Origin of the sequence: Pseudoalteromonas sp. MMG013, from assembly GCF_018100885.1 — a bacterium.
Taxonomy (GTDB): domain Bacteria; phylum Pseudomonadota; class Gammaproteobacteria; order Enterobacterales; family Alteromonadaceae; genus Pseudoalteromonas; species Pseudoalteromonas aurantia.
On record NZ_JAGJEE010000002.1, the window covers coordinates 43,747 to 64,091 of the forward strand.

Below are 20,345 nucleotides of genomic sequence, written 5' to 3' on the forward strand. Positions count from 1 at the left end.
AAATGCCAACGTTAGAACAATCCGTGGCTCAATTACAGCAAACTAACGCAGAGTTAGTCAGTGCAAGTAGTGAGCTGACAAACGAGGTCGCATCTAAAATCAGTGGGATTAATGCACGTGTATCATCAGCGATTCAACAACTTACATACAGTGTCACACATCAATTCGATGCGCACATTGTTCGTGAGTTTCATATTTCTGACGCACATAGTGACGACAGTGAAACAAATAATATTCGCACGATTACGGAGGCACTGCGACGCACTCCGGCCACAGGAATTTGTATTGTGCGTTGCAGTGGAAACGTATCAATCGACAATGCAATATATGTAACAAATAAATCATTACACATCATTTTTTCAAACAACATAGATTCGCTGATACAAAATACTGAAACAGCAGGCTTCAGACAATCAGGTCGCTCTGAAATTCTGATTGTGAAAGGTCGCATTATAACTGCGATGGGCACTGGCACAGACGTCAGCGCGTCATTTTTCAAAAATCATAACATGACTACACCGACACTGATGATTTATGAAAGTGACGTTGAATTGGGTGATTGCAATATCGCGACTCTAGGACACTCAGCAAATGCGTTAATATCATTCTCAGTGAGTAGAACAACACTAAAACGTAGAGTTGGTTCAACCAGAAATGCCCTATTGTTACATATTGCAACAGGTTGTGCGCAGATTTCCGCAGATACGATAACAAACGAGACAGGAACGCCGTTTGTTGCTTTATTTGGCGGTATTTTATCCGCAACGAACAGCGCGCCGTACAACGTTATTTCAAACATTAAATTCAAACAGGAGACGTCAGCATGATTAACTTTGAGTACAACGGTGTTGAATACATTAATTACGACACTAACTCAGCAGAGTTTAGAAAAATACCGCCAGCTGCGCAGGACATAGCAAAACAACGTGAGCAGGAGAACGATCAATGAGCAACTATTTACACGGCGTGCAGGTCATTGAATTAAACGATGGTCCACGCCCAATCCAAGTAGCATCCACTTCAGTCATTGGCATTGTCGGCACAGCCCCCGATGCTGACGCCACAACATTCCCACTGAACACACCCACATTAATTGCGGGTAGCAGATTGGAAGCGGGCAAACTTGATATGACAAACGATGGTAAAGGCACGTTGCCCCAAGCACTCGATGCTATTTTTGACCAGTGTGGCGCAATTGTCGTTGTTATCCGCGTGCCTGAAGGCGCAAGCACCGCTGAAACGCAATCCAATGTGATTGGTGGTGTTGATGCGGCAACACAGCAATACACAGGTCTACAAGCTTTACGTGCGGCTAAAAGCTCACTCGGTGTTAAACCCCGCATTTTGATTGCACCAGGGTTTGACCATATTGAAGCTGTGATAACAGAAATGGTCAGCATTGCTGACAAGCTACGGGCGATGGTTTACGCCAGCGGCCCTGATACGTCTGATGCAGATGCCATCACTCTGCGTAACAAGTTTGGTTCTAAGCGCCTGTATCTGTGCGACCCGTGGGTGCGCGTGTGGGACACGGCGAGTAATGGAGAAATCAGCCAGCCCAACAGCGCTAGAGTCGCAGGCGTGCGAGCCAAAGTCGACAACCAGCAAGGATTCTGGCATTCAATCAGTAATAAGTTGGTCAACGGAATGGTCGGCACCACGCGTAATATTGATTTTGAGCTGGGTGATGAGGCAAGCCGCGCTAATCTGCTTAACAAAGAGCATGTAGGCACCATCATTAATGAGAAAGGCTACCGCGTTTGGGGGCCACGTAACTGCTCAGCCGATCCAAAATGGATTTACGAATGTGTAGCACGCACAGCCGATATTATTAACGACTCGCTATTGGCCGCGCATCTATGGGCTGTTGATAAGGGTGTATCGGGCGAAACCTATTTCAAAGAAGTGGTCGAAGGTGTTAACGCGTTTCTACGTCATTTAAAAACAATCGGCGCGATCGTAAATGGCTCATGCTGGGCCGATCCAGAACTCAACACACCGAGCCAGATCGCCCAAGGTAAAACGTATTTCGATTTTGACTTTACCCCTGTGTACCCCGCTGAGTCGATCACATTCCGTTCTCGAATGACCGACAAATATTTAGAGGAGATTTTCTGATGTCACTCCAACTACCACACACTTTAAAAGGTTTTAGCGCATTTGTTGACGGTGCTGGTTACGCAGGGAAATGCCCATCACTGAAACTGCCAAATCTGTCACGTATAACAGAAGAGTATACAAGTGGCGGACTCGACGGCCCAATCTCTATGGATATGGGTCAAGACAAATTGCAGCTTGAAGATTTCACTTTGTCTGAACCCAACCCTGATATTTTAAAAACGTATGGCACGCTAGATATAAACGGCGTAAAGATGCGCTTTAAAGGAGCATACAAAGCAGAAAATGAAGCGTCAGAGAAGCCGTTAGAGGTCACGGTTCAAGGTCGATGGACTGAAATTGATATGGGGTCGTTCGAGCGCGGTAAACCAGGCGAAATGAAGTTAAAAGCGGACTTAACTTATTACAAACTTGTTTATGCTGGCGAAACGTTAATAGAGATAGATTTGTTGAATAGTGTACAAATCATCGGCGGTAAAGACATGCTCGCAGCACGTCGCGCAATTTTGGAGATTTAACATGAAAACTAAACCTAAACACACCTATTGGACGGTTACAACCGTGGTTAGTGAGGGCAAAGCCTATGAAGCTGACGAGTCATTGAGCTTGACAGCCCGCCAAGCGGCGAATTGGTTGGCGGCTGGCAAGATAACAGACCAGCAACCTACAGCCAAAAAGACAAGTAAATCAACAGAGAGTAAATAATGATGACAACAGAAATTACCCTAGATCACCCAATTGAACACAATGGCGAAATGATCAATACGCTACATATGCGCAGGCCTAAAGTGAAAGACATGATGCGCGTTCAGCAGCTCAATGCGGCAAAAACTGCCGAACAAAGAGAGGCCAAGATGTTCATAAATTTATGTGAGATTACGCCCGAATTTTTAGAAGAAATGGACATGGCGGATTACTTCAAACTACAGCAGGCATACAGCGGTTTTTTGCCATCAAGGAGTCAACTGCAAGAAAACTAGTGTTGACGTTGGCACATGTTACTGGTGGTGGGATGGAGCCATATTTGCAGATGACATGTGAAGAGTTGTTGGAGTGGAATGAAGCATTGAAACAGCTAATGCAAGAATCGAAGTAACAATATTCAATGCAAAAATAAGCAAGCCAAAGCCCAGCGCAAAAACAAACCCAATAATGGGGGCACCTATGATGGCCCCCATCACACCCACAGACAGTAAGAAATATAAAGCGCTGATACTCACACTGAAAACATACAGCGTTTTGAAGTTGAGCAAATTAACCAAATAGGTTTGGGCATAAGTTATGACAGTAGGTAGAGATTTAGCAGTTTCAGTTGTCATTGGTGCGGCACTCGCTGGCTCGTTCAAAACAGTCATTGGTCAAAGTGTAAACCAATTTAATCAGCTCGGCGACACAATCAACAAAGTTGAGAGTCAAACAAGCCAACTCACAGGATTTAAAACACTCAACACTAAATTACAACGTGCGCATGAAAACGTTGAGCAAACACAGCAGTCACTAAAGAAGTACCAAAACGAATTAAACCAGGTTAAAAAAGCGCACGGCTCACTTGCACACAGTGTAAAGCAAGCCAGCCAAGATGTTGATAAATCAGAAACACGTTATAAGAGTGCGCAAACAGCACTTGAGCAGTTAAAACGAGAATACGGCCAAGCCAAAGAAAAATCAGCAGCAATGCGCTCAGCGATTGTTTTTTCAAATCAAGCCGTAAAACAAGCGAAAGCTGAGTTTACACAAGCTAAAACTGCACTGAAAAGTGCTACTTCTGAACTCAATAAAAGTGCAGAAAGCAACAAAAAGCTAAAAGACCAAATAGCGCAAACGAACAGACAATTAAACAAACATGTTGAGCAGGTTAATAACTCGCAACGGGCACTGAATGAACACCGTAAAGCGATGAATGCAAACGGTGTCAGCGCTGGGAAGTTAACAAAGAAACAGGCTAAGCTAGGTGACACACTTACTCATCTAAAAGCCCAATACCGCGAAATGAATACAGTGATGCGCCAGCATCAATCTGTGCTCGAAAAACGCGGACACTACCGTTCACAAGCACTCGATGCCGTCGCATTAGGCGGCGCTATGATCACCCCTATTGCTGCGGCGGTTAAATTTGAATCCGTGATGGCGGATGTTCGTAAAGTCGTTAATTTTGAAAGCCCCGCAGGCTTTGCACAAATGGGCCAAGACATACTGAGGCTCAGTACATATATACCGATGGCCGCCGATGGGCTAGGCGATATTGTTGCCGCAGCAGGCCAAGCAGGTATAGCAAGAGAAGAGCTACTCACATTCGCGCAAGATGCGGCCATGATGGGCGTAGCGTTTGATATATCGGGCAAGGAAGCTGGGTCGGCAATGACTGGGCTACGTTCTATCTTCAAGCTAAACCAAAGCCAAGTTGTACAGTTGGGTGACGCGTACAACCATATTAGTAACAATATGGATGCCACGGCACGAGATATGCTGAATATCTCAAACCGTGCGGGCAGCATGGGCAAACTTTTTGGCCTTACAGGTCAGCAAATCGGTGCATTGGGCGCTACGTTCTTAGAGCTAAAAACCCCACCTGAGATTGCAGCAACAGGCATAAATGCCTTGTTACTCAAACTAAAAACAGCAGACAAGCAAGGTAAGAAATTTAGCAACGCGCTCAGTACAATGGGCTTAAGTGCTGAAGGGTTAAAAGCGTCGATAGAGCAAGATGCACAAGGCGCTTTACTCTCGTTTCTGGAGACAGTAAAGCAAAGCGATGATATCACTGGCACACTCGCTGATTTGTTTGGTGCCGAATACTCTGATGATATGGCAAAGCTTGTCGATGGTCTGGACGGTTATAAAAAGGCCCTTAGCCTAATAGGCCAAGAGAGTAAGTATGCGGGCTCAATGCAAAGTGAATTTAAGACCCGCTCGGAAACAACAGCCAATAGCCTAACTCTATTTAAAAACCAACTAAATCGATTGGGTGTAACAGTTGGTTCAGTCTTATTGCCACCACTCAATGCAGTATTGGGTGTTTTAGGTAGCGTGATTAATACCGTTGCTACTGTTGCGCACACATTCCCAACGGCCACAAAAGTAGTGGTTGGGCTAACAATGGGCTTAGCACTATTAAAAGTGGGGTCAATCGCAGGCGGCTATGCGATGACGTTCTTGCAAGGTGGCGCGCTGAATGTGAGCAAAGCGCTGAAAAGCATGGGTATAGCGACAACACTTAATACATTAAAGTTAAACGGGTTTAATGCAAGCGTTGCGGCAACAACGGCAAGTACCACGGCACTTGGTGCCGCATCCGGCGCTACATCATTCGCAACAAAAATAAGTACCCTAGGCGCTACGTTAACCGCGTTTAGTACAGTGACATTACCCGCTGTTGTTGTTGGGATCAGAGCTATGGGCGTAGCGCTAATGACAACCCCCATTGGTTGGGCTGTCATGGCGATTACTGCGGGTGCAACCCTCATCTATAAATACTGGCAACCAATATCATCATTTATGGGGGGCGTGTGGGATGGCTTTGTAACATCCATAAAGCCTGTGATCACCAGCCTCGCACCTGTTGGAAAACTGTTTGGCTGGGTCGGTGATAAGATTGGCTCACTCATCGGTTGGATCGGTGGTCTATTTACGCCTGTAAATCTGGCGAGTGAAAAGTTAGAAAGTTTTGCTAGCACGGGGCAAACAATTGGTAGTGTGTTTGGTGGATTGGTAAATGTAGTAACAGCACCTTTTCGGGGCGCAATGTGGTTTATTGATAAAACGCTATCAAGTATAGGTAAACTTGGTGATGCGGTTGGCGGTTTAGGCAGTTGGTTAGGCTTTGGTGATGATGAAAGTTCAGAACCAAACAAATCCGTAATCGATTTAGTTAAACCTGTTGCACTGGCAAGCACGTTGGCTGTGACGCCTGCGATAGCAGATATTGCTGAGTCACCAAATACCAAGCAACCAGTATTACAGCAATTAAAGCCTGCACAAGCATTGCAACCAAGCGCATTAACACAATCGGTCGTTCAAGAATTAACCCGTGTTGATGCACCGACGTTGCCTGAAGCCAAAGGCGAGGTGCGATATCAAGGGCGTGTTGAACTTGAACCACTGCCAACGGTAAATGCGCCGACATTAACCCAGCCAGTTGTGCAGCATTTAGAGCCAGTGCAAACCGCTCAACCAAGCGTATTAACCCAATCGGTCAACCAAGAGTTAAGTCGCATCGATGAGCCAAAGTTACCTGAAGCCAACGGCGAGGCGCGATACCAAGGCCGCGTTGACCTTGAGCCACTGCCGACGATAAAAACATCGACATTAACCCAGCCAGTTGTGCAACAGTTACAACCAGTGCAAACAGCTCAACCAAGCGCATTAACCCAATCGGTCAAGCGCATCGATGCACCGACGTTGCCAGAAGCCAACGGCGAGGCGCGATATCAAGGGCGTGTTGAACTTGAGCCACTGCCGACGGTAAACACGTCGACATTAACCCAGCCAGTTGTACAGCAGTTACAACCAGTGCAAACGGCCCAACCAAGCGCATTAACCCAATCGGTCAACCAAGAATTAAAGCGCATCGATGCGCCGACGTTGCCAGAAGCCAACGGCGAGGCGCGATATCAAGGGCGTGTTGAACTTGAGCCACTGCCGACGGTAAACACATCGACATTAACCCAGCCAGTTGTACAGCAGTTACAACCAGTGCAATCGGCCCAACCAAGCGCATTAACCCAATCGGTCAATCAAGAGTTAAATCGCATCGATGCGCCAAAGTTACCTGAAGCTAAGGGCGAAGCCAGATACCGAGGCCGTGTTGAATTTGAGCCTCTACCGACGATGACATTAACCCAGCCAGTTGTGCAGCAGTTAGAGCCAGTGCAAGCGGCTGAGCCTAGCGTACTAACACAATCGGTCAATCAAGAATTGACTCGTATCAATACGCCAACGTTGCCTGAAGCTAGCGGCGAGGCTCAATATCAAGGCCGTGTTGAACTACCCACATTAACGGAAGTTAAAACAACGCTACTAAATAGCCAGCAGCCCCTGCGTGACACGCAAAAAAGCCAATACACGGAGTACAACACTTGGCATGTGACAATTCATCAAGCCCCAGGGGAAGACGACAAAGCACTGGTTGATAAATTGATGCGTGAGATTGATAGACGCAAGGCACAAAATCAAAGGGGTAAAATGTATGACGTCTGATGTGATGATGGCACTAGGTAGCTATCGATTCGCGGTGCCCACTGCCGCTTATTCCGAATTTAAGCGCGTTGTTGACTATCGCTGGCAACAACAAGACAGAATAGGCAGAAATCCAGCGATGCAATATGTGGGACCTGGTTCAGAAGAACTCACATTCACGGGGACTATTTACCCTCACTTTAATGGAGGACTAAAACAAGTTGACTCAATGCGTACTGAAGCCGCCAAAGGTATACCACTATTGCTAGTCGATGGGTTGGGGTTTGTTCTGGGTGACTTTGTGATCACGAGAATAGAAGAAAGCATGACCGACATAAGAAAGTCTGGCATTGCTGAAAAGATCGAATTCAACTTATCGTTAAAGTTCTATGGGGGTGATGATGAAGTATAGAACCAAAGACGGTGATCGTATTGATACGATTTGCGCTGCTTACTATGGTCACTTGAATGGCACAGTTGAAGCGGTATATAAAGCTAATCCAAATCTGGCTGGTTTACCGCCAATCTTGCATGTTGGGATCGTTATTGAGTTGCCTGAATTGGCTCCCCAGCAAAAACCAAGTAACTCGATCAAACTATGGGATTAAAAATGACGCCAATATATCATGTGATTACTGACGGCCAAGACATAACAAACAAAATAGCTGTTCGGTTGCTGTCATTAACCCTAGTTGATGAGCGCGGTTTAGATTCTGACACACTAACAATTAAGCTAGATGACCGTGACAACAAAATAGCGCTACCAAAGCAAGGTGCTGAGTTAAAAGTGATGTTGGGCATTGGGAAAGCCTCTAGTGATAAAGGTATTTATACTGTGGATGAAGTGATCTTAACTGGCCCACCTGACACACTAGAGATACGATGCAAAGCGGCTGATATGCGCGCATCCTTGAAAGAGCGCAAGACAAAGAGTTGGGATAAGGAAACGTTAGGCGCAATACTGGAATCACTTGCAGGCAATCACGGCTTAACACCATCTATTGCACCTGAGTTCTCAAGCATTGCCATTGAACACATAGATCAGACAAATGAAAGCGACCTGCACCTAATCACTCGGCTAGCAAAGGAGTATGATGCAGTTGGAAAGGTGGCAGCTTCACACCTATTGTTTACCACTAAAGGCGCATCAAAATCAGCAAGTGGTAAACAATTGCCACGAACAGTGGTAAAGAAAACCCAAGTAAGCGACTTTCAAGTGGTAATAGCGGACAGAGGCAAGTACCAAAGTGCGCAAGCATACTGGCATGAGCTCACAACAGGTGAGCGTATCTCTGTAACTGTTGGAGCTGAACCGCCGTTACTATCTATAAAGGACATATATAATGAAGAAGCTGACGCTAAGCGTGCGGCCCAAGCAAAACTTGATGCACTTAGGCGAGGTACGTCTAGTGGCAGCATCACAATGCCATGCACTGACAAAGTGCTAGATATTATGGCCGAGGGTACTTTAGTTCTTGAAGGCTTTAGAGAAGGTGTTGCAGGTGAATGGGTAGTTACTCGATCACAATACGATTTATCTAGTTCAGGTCTAGTGGTCTCAGTGGACTTTGAGACCCCTAAATAGCTTTTATTATTTGCAAAGGGTTTTCATATATTCAAAATTGCAAAATTCGCAGTTTTCGCACAATTCACGTTAAGTTTTCGCGCGCGGCATCACTCAAGGAACGCATCAGAATTTACTGCACGGCTCAGTGCATTATCAATCACTTTTCAATAAAAAATCAACGGTGTAAACCAGATATATGTTATTACATGAATTAATTGAAACACAGGCAAAGCTCAAGCCTGACGCGCCGGCTCTTGGGTGTAAAAATAGCTGGGTAAATTATCAAACTCTTTCGAATTCAGTTGATCACGTTGCTTGCTTTTTAGCTTCGATAATGGACTCTACACAAGAGAGAGTTGCTATTTATACAACCAAGTCAGTAAGTTGTGTGAGTAGTATATTTGGGGTGAGTAAAGCGGGCGGTGTGGCCGTCGTGATCAACCCTATTTTGAAAAAACCGCAAGTTGAGCAAATTGTCGCAGATTGCGCTGCAACGGTGTTGATCACCAGCGTATCGCGTTATCAACAATTAGACTTAGTGCAGTTACCGAGTATTAAGCACGTTGTGTTGGTTGATGGGAGTATGGGAAATACGGATGCTCAGGTGCATCACTGGCATACAATTCAGTCTTTGGATATAACCGATTTAAGAGCTGATTTACCACAGATGATAGCAACAGACTTAGCGGCTGTTTTTTATACATCGGGAAGTACAGGGCGAGCTAAGGGGGTGGTGTTAACACATCAAAATTTAGTTATTGGTGCTCAGAGCGTGGTGGCTTACCTTCCGACTAAAGCAAATGACAAACTGCTGGCTGTGCTCCCTCTGAGCTTTGACTATGGTTTTAGTCAGTTGACAATCGCGTTTTTGACGGGGGCGAGCTGTTATCTTCAAGATTACTTATTTGTTAAAGATATCGTAGATGCAGTCCGTGATCACCAGCTCACATCAATGGCGTTAGTGCCGCCACTTTGGGTGCAATTGGCAAAAGGAGACTGGCAAGCACAAGAGCTAATGTCATTACGATATTTCTGTAATACGGGCGGGGCTATGCCGAGTGCCGTATTAACGCAATTGCGGCAGCGTATTCCTCATGCATTACCTTATATGATGTTTGGTTTAACAGAAGCATTTCGCTCATGCTATTTACCGCCAGAGCATCTTGATGAGCGGCCAACTTCCTTTGGTAAAGCCATTCCAAATGCGCGAATTCAAGTGATTAATGAACAAGGAAATGAATGTGCGCCGTTTGAACATGGAGAGTTAGTGCATAGTGGTGTTTTGGTAAGCCAAGGTTATTGGAATGATCCCGATAAAACGCAGGCACGTTTTAAACGAGCACCCGTGTGTTTGGCGCAGCGGATGCTGCCACAGTGGGCGGTTTGGTCTGGTGATATTGTCTATCAAGATCACGAAGGGTTTTTCTATTTTGTGTCACGTAAAGATGACTTAATAAAGACCTCTGGATATCGTGTTAGCCCTCAAGAAGTTGAAGAGGTCGTTTATACCTGTGATCACGTGAGCGAAGTGGTGGTGATTGGTGTGCCCCATTCTGAGTTAGGTCAAGCGATTGTCGCCATCGTTAATAGTACGGTGCAAACCGCAAGTCACCTAAGTGCAATGATCCAACACTGTCGAGCACAGCTCCCCATTTATATGGTGCCAAAAAGATTTATATATACCGAGCAGTTACCAAAAAATAGCAATGGTAAATTTGATAGAAACCACTGGCATACACTGTATGGGCGTTTATTTCAGGAGCAATATTGAAAATGGTAGGGTTAAGTAGAGTGCATCATGTTGTTGAAAACAATCAGTTGCAGGTTGCGGGGCTGGCGATTGAAGACGCCATTAAGATAGCAGGTGGTACACCATGCTACATTTATGATGGACAGCAAGTTGTTAATAATATTAAGAATTTAAAGCGATGGTTGCCGAGCAAGGTGAAGCTTCATTATGCAATAAAGGCAAACCCTTTCCCTTCGTTAATTACTCGCATGGCAACAGTGATAGACGGTTTTGATGTTGCATCTCATCAGGAGATGTTACTGGCTTTAGCATCTGGGCTGAAAAGTCACGCAGTCAGTATTGCAGGACCCGGCAAAAGTGATACAGATCTGAGCGCTGCTATCTGCGCGGGTGTCACAATTAACGTTGAATCAAAATTTGAACTAACTCGCCTACATGCGTTAAGTGAGACGCTAAAAAAGCGAGCAAAAGTCGCGTTGCGTATTAATCCTGCTTTTGAGTTAAAGCAATCAGGTATGAAAATGAGTGGTGGAGCAAAGCAGTTTGGTATTGATGAAGAACAAGTCTTGGGTGTACTGGACTATATTAACTCTGACTATATTGATTTTAAAGGGTTTCACATATTTTCAGGCTCTCAAAATTTAAGTGAAGCAGCGATCATAGAATGTCACAACCAAACGTTTGAACTGATAAGCCGGTTGTTAAATGATACGCCTTTTAAAGCATCACATATTAATATCGGGGGAGGCTTTGGGGTTGCTTATTTTGAGCATGAATCGCCTCTAAACTTAGCGCCTATCATCGATAATTTACAGGTGCTACTGACGACATATGCAGCGGTTTTAAAAGGGGTCGATATTCACCTTGAATTAGGTCGCTATTTAGTGGCAGATGCCGGTATATACTTAACGAGAGTTGTTGATAAGAAGGTCTCTAGAGGCACTACATTTTTAGTCGTTGATGGAGGGATGCATCATCATTTGGCAAACTCAGGGAATTTAGGGCAAGTAATAAGAAAGAATTACCCTGTATGTGTTGCCAACCGTTACCAACATAACAACCAAGAACAAGTAGATATCGTTGGCCCTTTATGTACACCTTTAGATATTGTTGCAGCAAAAGTTCATTTACCAACTTGTCAACCCAATGATATTATTGCAGTTATGCAATCGGGTGCGTACGGTGCTTCAGCAAGTCCGCAAAGCTTCCTCAGTCAGCCAACATTACGAGAGGTGCTATTGTAACGTCAGTACCCCCAATGTTTAAAAAGGAATAATAAAGTGTCTATGCGTCGAGTATTGAGAGATAAAATTATACAAGTGTGTAATAAAAAAATAGCACAAAAAGGCGAGGAGGTTGGGGTGTCATTCTATGCTTTTTTCGCAAATAAAAATGATGATCCTGCGCTGTTAATGGAAGCGGCGACTTGGTGGATCCAAATACATGAATTGGATCATTTTGAGAAAGCGGTACGGATATTAGCATTAGTCGAAGCCGAATAGGAGGATATAAAAGGATTCTGTTGATACGGGTTTCTCATTTTCGCGACATAAAATAGCGCCAAGTTAGGCGCTTACTTATGTATATCGGCTGATATTCATCGTGCCTTTTAAATTTCCTAAATTTTATTTCCACCCATAAAAACAATAGCTTGAAGAGTTTTTTTATAATGATTTACAATTGTTTTTTATCTATTTGTTATTTCTTTGGATTTCTTCGGTTTGATTTTATTAGTGAACTTTCTGGCTAAGGAAGCCTCGCTTTTAATAATAATTAACTTAATTTGACGAAGGAAGTCTTATGAAAAACAAACTTGCCCTTTTAACATGTGCAGTATCTGCCGCTTTAGCATTTCAAGCCAGCGCGACCACAGACCGTGACTATGACAATCGATGGATTGATTTAAAGTACGATCCGTTGGTGCAATATCAGTGGAACCTGCTTAACGATGGCACGCGAGCTGGCACAGTTGCCGGAGTAGATTTAAATTTATGGCAAACTCATATTTGGGGGCACTTAGGCCAAGACGTCAAAGTTGCTGTCATTGATACTGGTGTTGAGCTATCTCATCCTGATTTAGCTGACAACGTTATTATCGACCCAAATACCAATGAAAATGTGTCTGGTTCTCATGGCACTATGGTGGGTGGTATTATCGCTGCGGTTATGAATGATATTGGGGCACGGGGTGTTGCGCCAAGCTCAAAAGTCATTTCTTATGCCAATTTTGGTGGAGCTGTAGATAGCCATGCACAGTGGAAACTAAGTCATGGAGACGATGGTGACATCAATGCACACACGATTGCGGATGAAATTCGCATATTTAATCAAAGCTATGGTGTGAGCCAAGCAATCAGTATTCCTTATGAATACTCTCAAACAATTTCAGCTGCATCGGGTGAACAGGTACTCTTAATTGATCAAGCTGATCGGATGCGTGTTTTAGAGCAAGTTTCTACCAGTCATATTCTAGACCCAAGAGAAGCCACATTTGTGAAGTCTGCAGGGAATGGCTATACGGGTACGCGTGTGCATGCTTTTGGCGATAATGGGCTTATTTTTAAGGGACATAGTATCCCTAGTAACAATAATTTTGGTTTGCCGTGGCATAATTCGAATGTAGACTTTGAACAAGCTAATTATTGGAATCTGACGGTCAGTGCGCTAAATGCGGATGGTAAATTATCTTCATACTCTTCTGTTGGGAGTAATGTATTTTTGACCGCACCAGGAGGGAATGACCAAGGGACACCGGGTCACGTTACGCCTACGCTGAGTTGTGAATTACTTAAGCTTCGCGGTGAATTAGATAACAATGTGTTTAACCGTATAGCGTGTGACAATGTGGAGGCGATTGATACTTTATACGCAATATCAGAAAAGTATAGAGCCAACTATGGTAAAGACTTTATGTTATTAGCGCATTTACAGGAAAATGATACACAGGTTTCAGCACAAGATAAGCAAGCTATTTCAGCGGCATTTGCGGCTAATGCGGGTCATTTAGACTACTTGATTCTATTGCAAAATCGTAATCCTACTATTTCTATTGTGGGTTATATGGCAAGCCGAGCTGAATATAGTTATAGCATGAATGGAACTTCTTCCGCGGCACCAAATACATCAGGCGCAATCGCGCTTTTGATCTCCGCAGCAGAACAACAAAATCATTCACTATCTGCTCGTGATATCCGCCATTTACTGGCAAGAACAGCCACTAAGGTAGACCCTTATTACCAAGATATTTTAGTGGGTGATGTTGTGGGGCTAGAAGGGTGGTCACAGAATAATGCCCAAGAGAAAGTCAGCTATTCACCATATTATGGTTTTGGTTTAATTGATGTTGATAAAGCCGCTGAACTTATTCGTCGTTATGCGATCACCGATTTACCCTCAGCGTTAATAATGACGCCATGGCATGGTCTTGAGACGGCAAAAAATATCGTTATTTCAGATGATGCACAAACGGTAACAGACACAGTAACAATTGCTGATGACTTATTTGTTGAAGCGGTTCAAATTCGCTTAGATGTTGATCATACACGGATCTCAGATCTGAAGGTTGAACTGGAATCACCCAGTGGCACGCGTAGTATCTTAATGTCACCACATAATAATTTGGTTGGCCGCGCTATTTCTCAATCACAAGGCATCGATGTAGCAGAAGATGTGTTATATCAGGGATACAATGATCACTTGATGTTAAGTTATAAATTCTGGAATGAAAAGTCTAACGCAGTCAATGGTGAATGGAAACTGCACGTGACCGATGTAAGTAATACAGATCGTAACTTTAGTCTAAGACAAAGCAACGGTGAAACCGTGACAATTAATAATAAGAATAATGCTGTATCAGGCATATTAAAAGGGTGGTCACTGCGGGTAATTGGCCATAAAGAGAAGGTAACGAAGAAAAAATCCCTATAGTGATTATAAATAACCTCAGGTTTGGATAAGGCTTTTGGAATAGGAAATATTGTTGTAAACAAACTTACGTCCAATCCAATGATGATATTTTGTTCAATCTCAAGGCGCTTTTATGCAGTAATAGCGGGCTATTACAAATGAAAGCAACGCCGAGAGTGAGATAAATAGCTTTATTGGGCAAATTCACTTACCCAGAGCTGAGGTTAAATTAGATAAATAAGACGATTGCTATTATGGGTCATCATGAGTTGGTGACCCATATTTTGTTACGATGCAGAATGTGATTAAATCAAGCGATGAGATTTACCTTTGACTTTATACAGGAAGTTTGGCAAATGATAGCTTAGTTATGTGCCTTATTACTTTTGAGCAGTGTGATCGTTGATATATACACTTTATGCATGACGCTTCACTAAATTGCATACTTTTTTGTAACCACTCACTTACACTATGCACGGCTTGTCGACTTTGCGCATGACGGGACAGCCTAAGTGCGTAACTATAACCGGTCAACTTTGACTATTTAGCGACGGGGTGCAACCATTGCTGCGCTACTGTTGAACTTGCAGCTTAATAAATCCCTGCCTTGATCGGTCTGTGTCGCTTGTAAGACGTATTGCTTCTGGGTAAATAATGTGGCATTAAACTCTAGGTAGTTGTATTGAGCGCGCCAATCAAATTTTGCCAAACTTGGGTTATCTTGCCATTGCGTCACAAATAGATTTGTTGGCGTGTGTGAATGGCTATCGTTATGGTTTATCGCGCAATAAATTTGCTGCAGATATTCAGTGGCTTAAGAGTGTCATGAGCTTGCTGATAAACGCCATACGCATTCTTTGTTGATTGCTTACAGTCAGCTTGAGAGAATATGAACGCCGCTCTAGATGCATCAGACACAGAAAAACCAATACGGGTGAAAGTACCCGCATTGGTAAAGCGGTTATCTTTCTAATAAGATTTGTTGTTTTATCCAAGTTCCAGCTTCTTTGAGCTGTCTGTCAGAAAAATTACCCGTACTGCAAGTGTTTTGTTTCCATACTGCTCCACTGCGTGGGTCGTCAGAGTAGTTCCAATTAATCCAACTGATTTTTTTCCGTTTCATCAAATTAATATACGCTTGTGCGCGTTCGAAATCATTGTCGCCATCTCCCGTATAAAGCTGAGTTCCCCACTCTGTGACGAAAACCGGTAATACATCCGATGCTGTATCAAGTGCTTCGAGGTAAGCGTCAAAATGTGAGGCTGCATAAAAATGGAAGGTGTACATGATATTGTCGAAAGAGAGTGGCTTTTGAATAACCTCTTGTACAGACCCGCCATCAGAGATGCCAAATGTGGCCCAGCCGTGAGTGCCTACTAATACAACAGCATCACTTTTTATATTGCGAATAATCGGGATAACTTGCTCAGCATAGTTATGAACAGCATCCCATGATACATTGTTAGGCTCGTTGGCAATATCGTAGAGGATGTTATCTCGATGCTTATTCTGTTGTACAACACGACTAAAGAACTCTTTGGCTAGTGCAGTGTTGGCATTAGGGTCTCCAGGAGACAATTGATGCCAATCCACTAAAACATACATTCCTCTGTCACTGGCCATTGCGATCAGTTCATTGACTTGATTAATAAAGCCAGTTTTGTCTGTTTCGAAGCCCCCTTCTTGTACGTATAAACTGAGCCTTACAATATCTGCACGCCATTCATATGCGAGCGTATCGAGTGACTGTGATGTCAGGCATTTATTTAGTCCATACCACTGCAGACCATGGCTACTCATACCACGTAATTGTATAGGGTGATTATTTTTATTACACAGGTGTTTACCACATACGGAGAGCTTACCATGAGTATCAAAAGCACCTTGGATGGGAGTAGTTGGATTTGCACATATGCCTTCATAGCGCCATGACTGGTGCGAGCCAGGTACCGCCTTTGTCCACCAATTGGCCCTATATAGTTTATTTTCATGCTGCATTAAATCTCCAGCATTAGCATGATCGTATTGGCCTGACCAATTTTTAGCGGTCCAATTTGGGTATTCATTGATTGAACTACAGTTAGCGGCGTATGCCTGTTTCATGACGAGCAGTGATGCAAGTATGTAAAGTACGCATGTCGTTTTTGACAGGTTCATTGAAGTGTTCCTCTTTTACATGTTGTGAACCTTAACTCTATGCGGTAGCTAAATAATCGCCTCATAGACTTTGGTCTAGGGGTTGTTGATCTTTGCTGTTCTATTTTTGTTCTTTTTGAGCACGCTTTATCGCGGCGCTTAATATGTGGCCTAATAATCTAAGCGAATATTAAGCAACAAAGAGAAAGGGTTACTCAAAAGAGCAGGTAGGCAGCGCTTGATTGGCTTTTCTACTATGTTATCGGCTGACTCACATGGAATAACCATGCTACGCAGCCTCGGCCTTGTATAAAACCCAATCAAACGGCTGCAAAAATGAACCTGAAAGATCAACAGCCCCTAGATTTTAGGTAACAAAGAAAAGTTGGGTCATCAAATAATGACCCAAAAAAACATACAAAACTGAAAAATTTGGTGCAGGGGAGACACCTGTATTTGTCGAAAACATTATCGCCTATCTCTGTGACAATTAGATGGCAAATTTAAAGTAGGTAGTGTGATGGATGATCAGTTTATCGAATAGGGGTGTAGTTTTCTGGCGAGTGGATAAAGGAGCAAGCATGGCTGATACATTTGTCTTATTACTTTAAATTTTTATTAATTGAACGTTCAAATAAGTTGTCCCTATTTGTCATATTTATTTCCCATACTGCTTTGCGTTCAGCCATTTAACCTTAAATTAGAAGTTGGGAAATCATGAAAAATACTCTCTCGCTTAACCTGATCACTGCTGCATTATTAACGAGCTTTTCTGCAAGCAGTTTTGCTCAAGGCAATGCTGTTGAAAATAGCTCAGTAGAAGATAACACCATTGAAGAAGTTACTGTCGTTGGACAGAGCGTGTCGTTTGCAAATAACGCCACCACTCAAGAAATGTCAAAACAGCAAGCTGCGATGACCAGTGCATTAGCGATTATTGATAACTTACCCGGTGTTTTAATAAATGAAGGCGATACATTTGGCTCTGATGATTGGTCTACCACGGTATCTATTCGTGGTTTTCAGCTGAGCTTAGATGAGCAGCAAATTGGTATTACGATTGATGGTATTGCCAATGGTAACTCTAATTATGGCGGCGGAGCCAAAGCAAACCGCTATATTGATACAGAAAACCTTGGCACGGTACAAGTATCTCAAGGTACAGCGGATGTCGCGTCTCGTTCAAATGAAGCATTAGGGGGCACACTTAACTTCACAACGATAGACCCGACAAAAGATGCAGGCTTAACTCTTTCATTCACCAACGGGGACTTCGAAGCACAGAAGTATTTTGCGCGCTATCAAACAGGGGAAGTATTTGACAATACCTATGCTTGGGTGAGTATATCTAGTTCGAGTAATTCAGATTGGGTACAACAAGTGGCAAATAGTGAGCGAGACCATATCGCGGCTAAAGTGCTACACAGCAATGGTCCATTAAGCGTTAAAGCATATGCATCTTATGATGATGTAAAAGAAGCGAATTACCAAAGGATCAGCGCAGAACAATTCGCAATAGACCCTACATGGGATAGGTTAACTGACTCAATAACAGGTACTCCCTATGTAGATCAAGTTTTTCGTAATGGCTGGCAAACGTTAAGGGAAAATACCTTTGGTTATGTTCAAGCAAACTATGAAGCGCGTAACTGGGAATTGTCCGGCAATGTTTATTATCACCATAATGAAGGGCGTGGTGACTGGATCCCGCCTTACCTTGAAGATATTTCGGCTGATGGCTTTAATCAACCTCATAGCGAGATCACATCTGATAAATCGTACACTGGGGGTAGCTCTAATGGTCGAATATATTTTGTCGACAAAGCTGGCCGACAACTTAGTCCGATTTCAGGATGTGAGTCGAGCATTACTTTTCCATATGGTGGCGCTGGGGCAGAGTATGATCCAGCTTGTTATCAAGCAGGTGCAATACCAGTGGGCTCATATCGCCATACTCATTATGGTAAAGACCGCTTAGGGTTCAACGCTGATTTTAGCTTTTACGGCAAGCTAGCTGATATGGACAATACGGTTCGAGCTGGAATATGGTACGAAGATTACCAGCGTCAAGAGTGGCGAGACTGGCATAAAAGAATTGATGCACGAGTGAGCGTAAACTTCGATAGTACGCCGTATTGGATACAGTACAACAGAGAATTCAATGTGGATACAACCATGTTCTATATTGAAAATGAATTGGACTTTAAAGTTGCAAGAGTGCGCGTTGGCGCGAAAAAGTTCTTAGTCGACCTTGAAGGTATTAACCTATTTGATGGGAGTAAAAACACCTCGATTGAGTCGGATTCAGAAACTTTATTGTCTGCAGGCATCGTGGCACCGACCCCTATTGAAGGCTTAGAGCTTTTTGCAGGGTATGCAGAAAACTTTGCTGCAATTAAAGATACCGTTTTGGAAAGAGATGCATCCGCATTGGATGAAATTGAGCCTGAGACGGCAGAGAATATTGACTTAGGCTTGCGTTATAGCTCAGATAAACTCAACGCCAGTGTGACATATTATGATGTTACTTTTGAAAACCGTTTAAATTTTATTGCGCCAGACTCACCTGATGGTATTAATTATTCGATAGGTAATAATGGTTCGTTTGAGAATGTCGGTGGTATTGAATCGAATGGGTTTGAAGCTTCTGCGACATGGTACATGACCAATGAATGGGGAATGTATACGTCATATACCTATAACGACTCAACGTACACAGGCGGGTTAAGTACTTTCCCACAAGGGAACACAGTGTTTGGTTCAGCGGAAAACTTAGCTGTTATCTCATTTGATTGGAGCAAAGGTAGTTATTTTGCTGGTTTATCAACAAAGTGGGTTGGAGATCGTTGGATGGATGCGGCAAATACTAAGAAAATTGATGCATATACAGTATCTGATTTTTATGCAGGTGTTGCGATTGATGCACCGATATCAGGGATTAAAGCCATGGAATTACGCTTTACCTTAAACAACGTTACGGATAAAAGTTACTTAGGAGGCGTGGCGAATCAGTCTGCATGGATAGGTGCTCCTCGTACAGCTGCAGTGAACTTTAAAGCTGAATTTTAACCTTTCGCTTGTATCAAAAGGCACATTGACTGTGCCTTTTTTTATTGTGCATGCTTGACATTAATACGCCTAACATTGAGAACGACGGGTTTTTATCGTATCTCATAAAACAAATTCATACTTTAACTCAAGTTCTCGTTTTTGATTAGACGAGTGGTTATTTGCTTATGTAGCAAAGTCATTTTATGCTAAGCCTATATCAATAACGAGGCGACAACATGACTCATCACCATATTAATTACATTGAAATGGCTGCGTGTGATTTAGCGAAAACAGAACATTTTTTTTCTCGTGTTTTTAACTGGCAGTTTGAGCATTTCGGGCCAGATTACCGGGCATTTAGCAGCTCAGGCTTGGCTGGTGGGTTTTATAAGTCAGAGTTAAGAGCCTGCACAAAATTAGGGAGTGCATTAGTGGTTATTTATAGTGTAAACCTGGAGCAGTCTTTACAAGATGTTGAGCTAGCGGGCGGTGAAATATGTGAGGCTATTTTTAGCTTTCCAGGAGGTCGACGTTTTCACTTTATTGAACCAAGTGGTAATGAATTAGCCGTATGGTCTGACCTATGAGTTTGATATAAATTTGGTATACTATTGGTAAATAACACTTTTTATTGGGTATAT

Annotated in this window: 18 protein-coding genes; 16 read left to right on the top strand and 2 right to left on the bottom strand. The window is 43.3% G+C overall.

The genetic code is table 11. The annotated features are described in order from the left end of the window. The first annotated feature begins 2 nt into the window (after positions 1 to 2). From J8L98_RS02280 to J8L98_RS02340, 14 genes are all read left to right on the top strand, one after another. On the top strand, positions 3 to 827 hold the full coding sequence (locus J8L98_RS02280) for a hypothetical protein (RefSeq protein WP_210995115.1): 825 nt from the start codon (positions 3 to 5) through the stop codon (positions 825 to 827). Beyond that, entirely contained in the window at positions 824 to 949 is a 126-nt protein-coding gene (locus J8L98_RS25000) for a hypothetical protein (RefSeq protein ID WP_282098743.1), read from the top strand. The genes J8L98_RS02280 and J8L98_RS25000 overlap by 4 nt, the downstream gene beginning before the upstream one ends. Further along, positions 946 to 2,118 carry a phage tail sheath subtilisin-like domain-containing protein gene (locus J8L98_RS02285; RefSeq protein WP_210995116.1) on the top strand — a complete coding sequence of 391 codons (1,173 nt, stop codon included), beginning with the start codon at positions 946 to 948 and terminating at the stop codon, positions 2,116 to 2,118. Before J8L98_RS25000 ends, J8L98_RS02285 begins: the two co-directional genes overlap by 4 nt. Further along, entirely contained in the window at positions 2,118 to 2,636 is a 519-nt protein-coding gene (locus tag J8L98_RS02290) for a phage major tail tube protein (protein ID WP_210995117.1), read from the top strand. Before J8L98_RS02285 ends, J8L98_RS02290 begins: the two co-directional genes overlap by 1 nt. A gap of 1 nt (position 2,637) precedes the next feature. Next, complete coding sequence (locus J8L98_RS02295) at positions 2,638 to 2,823, top strand: hypothetical protein (RefSeq protein WP_210995118.1); 186 nt, start codon at positions 2,638 to 2,640, stop codon at positions 2,821 to 2,823. Continuing rightward, a complete protein-coding gene (locus J8L98_RS02300) occupies positions 2,823 to 3,098 on the top strand; it encodes a phage tail assembly protein (RefSeq protein WP_081251196.1) in 276 nt (91 codons plus the stop codon). Before J8L98_RS02295 ends, J8L98_RS02300 begins: the two co-directional genes overlap by 1 nt. A 301-nt stretch (positions 3,099 to 3,399) precedes the next feature. Next, positions 3,400 to 7,314, top strand: a complete 3,915-nt coding sequence (locus tag J8L98_RS02305; RefSeq protein WP_210995119.1) for a phage tail tape measure protein — start codon at positions 3,400 to 3,402, stop codon at positions 7,312 to 7,314. Further along, the gene (locus tag J8L98_RS02310) at positions 7,304 to 7,705 is read left to right on the top strand and encodes a phage tail protein (RefSeq protein ID WP_063876623.1); all 402 of its coding nucleotides are present in this window, start codon (positions 7,304 to 7,306) and stop codon (positions 7,703 to 7,705) included. Before J8L98_RS02305 ends, J8L98_RS02310 begins: the two co-directional genes overlap by 11 nt. Continuing rightward, a complete protein-coding gene (locus J8L98_RS02315) occupies positions 7,695 to 7,901 on the top strand; it encodes a tail protein X (protein ID WP_210995120.1) in 207 nt (68 codons plus the stop codon). Before J8L98_RS02310 ends, J8L98_RS02315 begins: the two co-directional genes overlap by 11 nt. A 2-nt stretch (positions 7,902 to 7,903) precedes the next feature. Further along, positions 7,904 to 8,878 carry a contractile injection system protein, VgrG/Pvc8 family gene (locus J8L98_RS02320; RefSeq protein WP_210995121.1) on the top strand — a complete coding sequence of 325 codons (975 nt, stop codon included), beginning with the start codon at positions 7,904 to 7,906 and terminating at the stop codon, positions 8,876 to 8,878. Positions 8,879 to 9,056: 178 nt separating this feature from the next. Continuing rightward, positions 9,057 to 10,631, top strand: a complete 1,575-nt coding sequence (locus tag J8L98_RS02325) for an acyl-CoA ligase (AMP-forming), exosortase A system-associated (RefSeq protein ID WP_210995122.1) — start codon at positions 9,057 to 9,059, stop codon at positions 10,629 to 10,631. Between the two features lie 2 nt (positions 10,632 to 10,633). Next, on the top strand, positions 10,634 to 11,854 hold the full coding sequence (locus tag J8L98_RS02330) for a pyridoxal-dependent decarboxylase, exosortase A system-associated (RefSeq protein WP_210995123.1): 1,221 nt from the start codon (positions 10,634 to 10,636) through the stop codon (positions 11,852 to 11,854). Positions 11,855 to 11,896: 42 nt separating this feature from the next. After that, positions 11,897 to 12,112, top strand: coding sequence for a DUF6500 family protein (locus tag J8L98_RS02335; protein WP_192510155.1), 216 nt, complete (start codon positions 11,897 to 11,899; stop codon positions 12,110 to 12,112). Positions 12,113 to 12,410: 298 nt separating this feature from the next. Next, positions 12,411 to 14,537, top strand: coding sequence for a S8 family serine peptidase (locus J8L98_RS02340; protein ID WP_210995124.1), 2,127 nt, complete (start codon positions 12,411 to 12,413; stop codon positions 14,535 to 14,537). A 523-nt stretch (positions 14,538 to 15,060) separates the two neighbouring features. Here J8L98_RS02340 and J8L98_RS02345 read toward each other — a convergent pair. Together J8L98_RS02345 and J8L98_RS02350 are read right to left on the bottom strand one after the other, a co-directional pair. After that, the gene (locus J8L98_RS02345; RefSeq protein ID WP_210995125.1) at positions 15,061 to 15,252 is read right to left on the bottom strand and encodes a hypothetical protein; all 192 of its coding nucleotides are present in this window, start codon (positions 15,250 to 15,252) and stop codon (positions 15,061 to 15,063) included. 225 nt (positions 15,253 to 15,477) lie between these two features. Then, positions 15,478 to 16,674, bottom strand: coding sequence for a cellulase family glycosylhydrolase (locus tag J8L98_RS02350; protein WP_210995126.1), 1,197 nt, complete (start codon positions 16,672 to 16,674; stop codon positions 15,478 to 15,480). A gap of 696 nt (positions 16,675 to 17,370) precedes the next feature. Here J8L98_RS02350 and J8L98_RS02355 point away from each other — a divergent pair. Beyond that, the gene (locus J8L98_RS02355) at positions 17,371 to 19,722 is read left to right on the top strand and encodes a TonB-dependent receptor (protein WP_210995127.1); all 2,352 of its coding nucleotides are present in this window, start codon (positions 17,371 to 17,373) and stop codon (positions 19,720 to 19,722) included. Between the two features lie 218 nt (positions 19,723 to 19,940). Then, positions 19,941 to 20,291 (top strand): VOC family protein, encoded by a 351-nt coding sequence (locus tag J8L98_RS02360; protein WP_192509645.1) that lies wholly within the window; start codon positions 19,941 to 19,943, stop codon positions 20,289 to 20,291. Positions 20,292 to 20,345: the final 54 nt, after the last annotated feature.

Coding starts and splice junctions, on each gene's coding strand:
- J8L98_RS02280 (WP_210995115.1), top strand. CDS start 3: ATGCCAACGTTAGAACAATCCGTGGCTCAATTACAGCAAACTAACGCA.
- J8L98_RS25000 (WP_282098743.1), top strand. CDS start 824: ATGATTAACTTTGAGTACAACGGTGTTGAATACATTAATTACGACACT.
- J8L98_RS02285 (WP_210995116.1), top strand. CDS start 946: ATGAGCAACTATTTACACGGCGTGCAGGTCATTGAATTAAACGATGGT.
- J8L98_RS02290 (WP_210995117.1), top strand. CDS start 2,118: ATGTCACTCCAACTACCACACACTTTAAAAGGTTTTAGCGCATTTGTT.
- J8L98_RS02295 (WP_210995118.1), top strand. CDS start 2,638: ATGAAAACTAAACCTAAACACACCTATTGGACGGTTACAACCGTGGTT.
- J8L98_RS02300 (WP_081251196.1), top strand. CDS start 2,823: ATGATGACAACAGAAATTACCCTAGATCACCCAATTGAACACAATGGC.
- J8L98_RS02305 (WP_210995119.1), top strand. CDS start 3,400: ATGACAGTAGGTAGAGATTTAGCAGTTTCAGTTGTCATTGGTGCGGCA.
- J8L98_RS02310 (WP_063876623.1), top strand. CDS start 7,304: ATGACGTCTGATGTGATGATGGCACTAGGTAGCTATCGATTCGCGGTG.
- J8L98_RS02315 (WP_210995120.1), top strand. CDS start 7,695: ATGAAGTATAGAACCAAAGACGGTGATCGTATTGATACGATTTGCGCT.
- J8L98_RS02320 (WP_210995121.1), top strand. CDS start 7,904: ATGACGCCAATATATCATGTGATTACTGACGGCCAAGACATAACAAAC.
- J8L98_RS02325 (WP_210995122.1), top strand. CDS start 9,057: ATGTTATTACATGAATTAATTGAAACACAGGCAAAGCTCAAGCCTGAC.
- J8L98_RS02330 (WP_210995123.1), top strand. CDS start 10,634: ATGGTAGGGTTAAGTAGAGTGCATCATGTTGTTGAAAACAATCAGTTG.
- J8L98_RS02335 (WP_192510155.1), top strand. CDS start 11,897: ATGCGTCGAGTATTGAGAGATAAAATTATACAAGTGTGTAATAAAAAA.
- J8L98_RS02340 (WP_210995124.1), top strand. CDS start 12,411: ATGAAAAACAAACTTGCCCTTTTAACATGTGCAGTATCTGCCGCTTTA.
- J8L98_RS02350 (WP_210995126.1), bottom strand. CDS start 16,674: ATGAACCTGTCAAAAACGACATGCGTACTTTACATACTTGCATCACTG.
- J8L98_RS02355 (WP_210995127.1), top strand. CDS start 17,371: ATGAAAAATACTCTCTCGCTTAACCTGATCACTGCTGCATTATTAACG.
- J8L98_RS02360 (WP_192509645.1), top strand. CDS start 19,941: ATGACTCATCACCATATTAATTACATTGAAATGGCTGCGTGTGATTTA.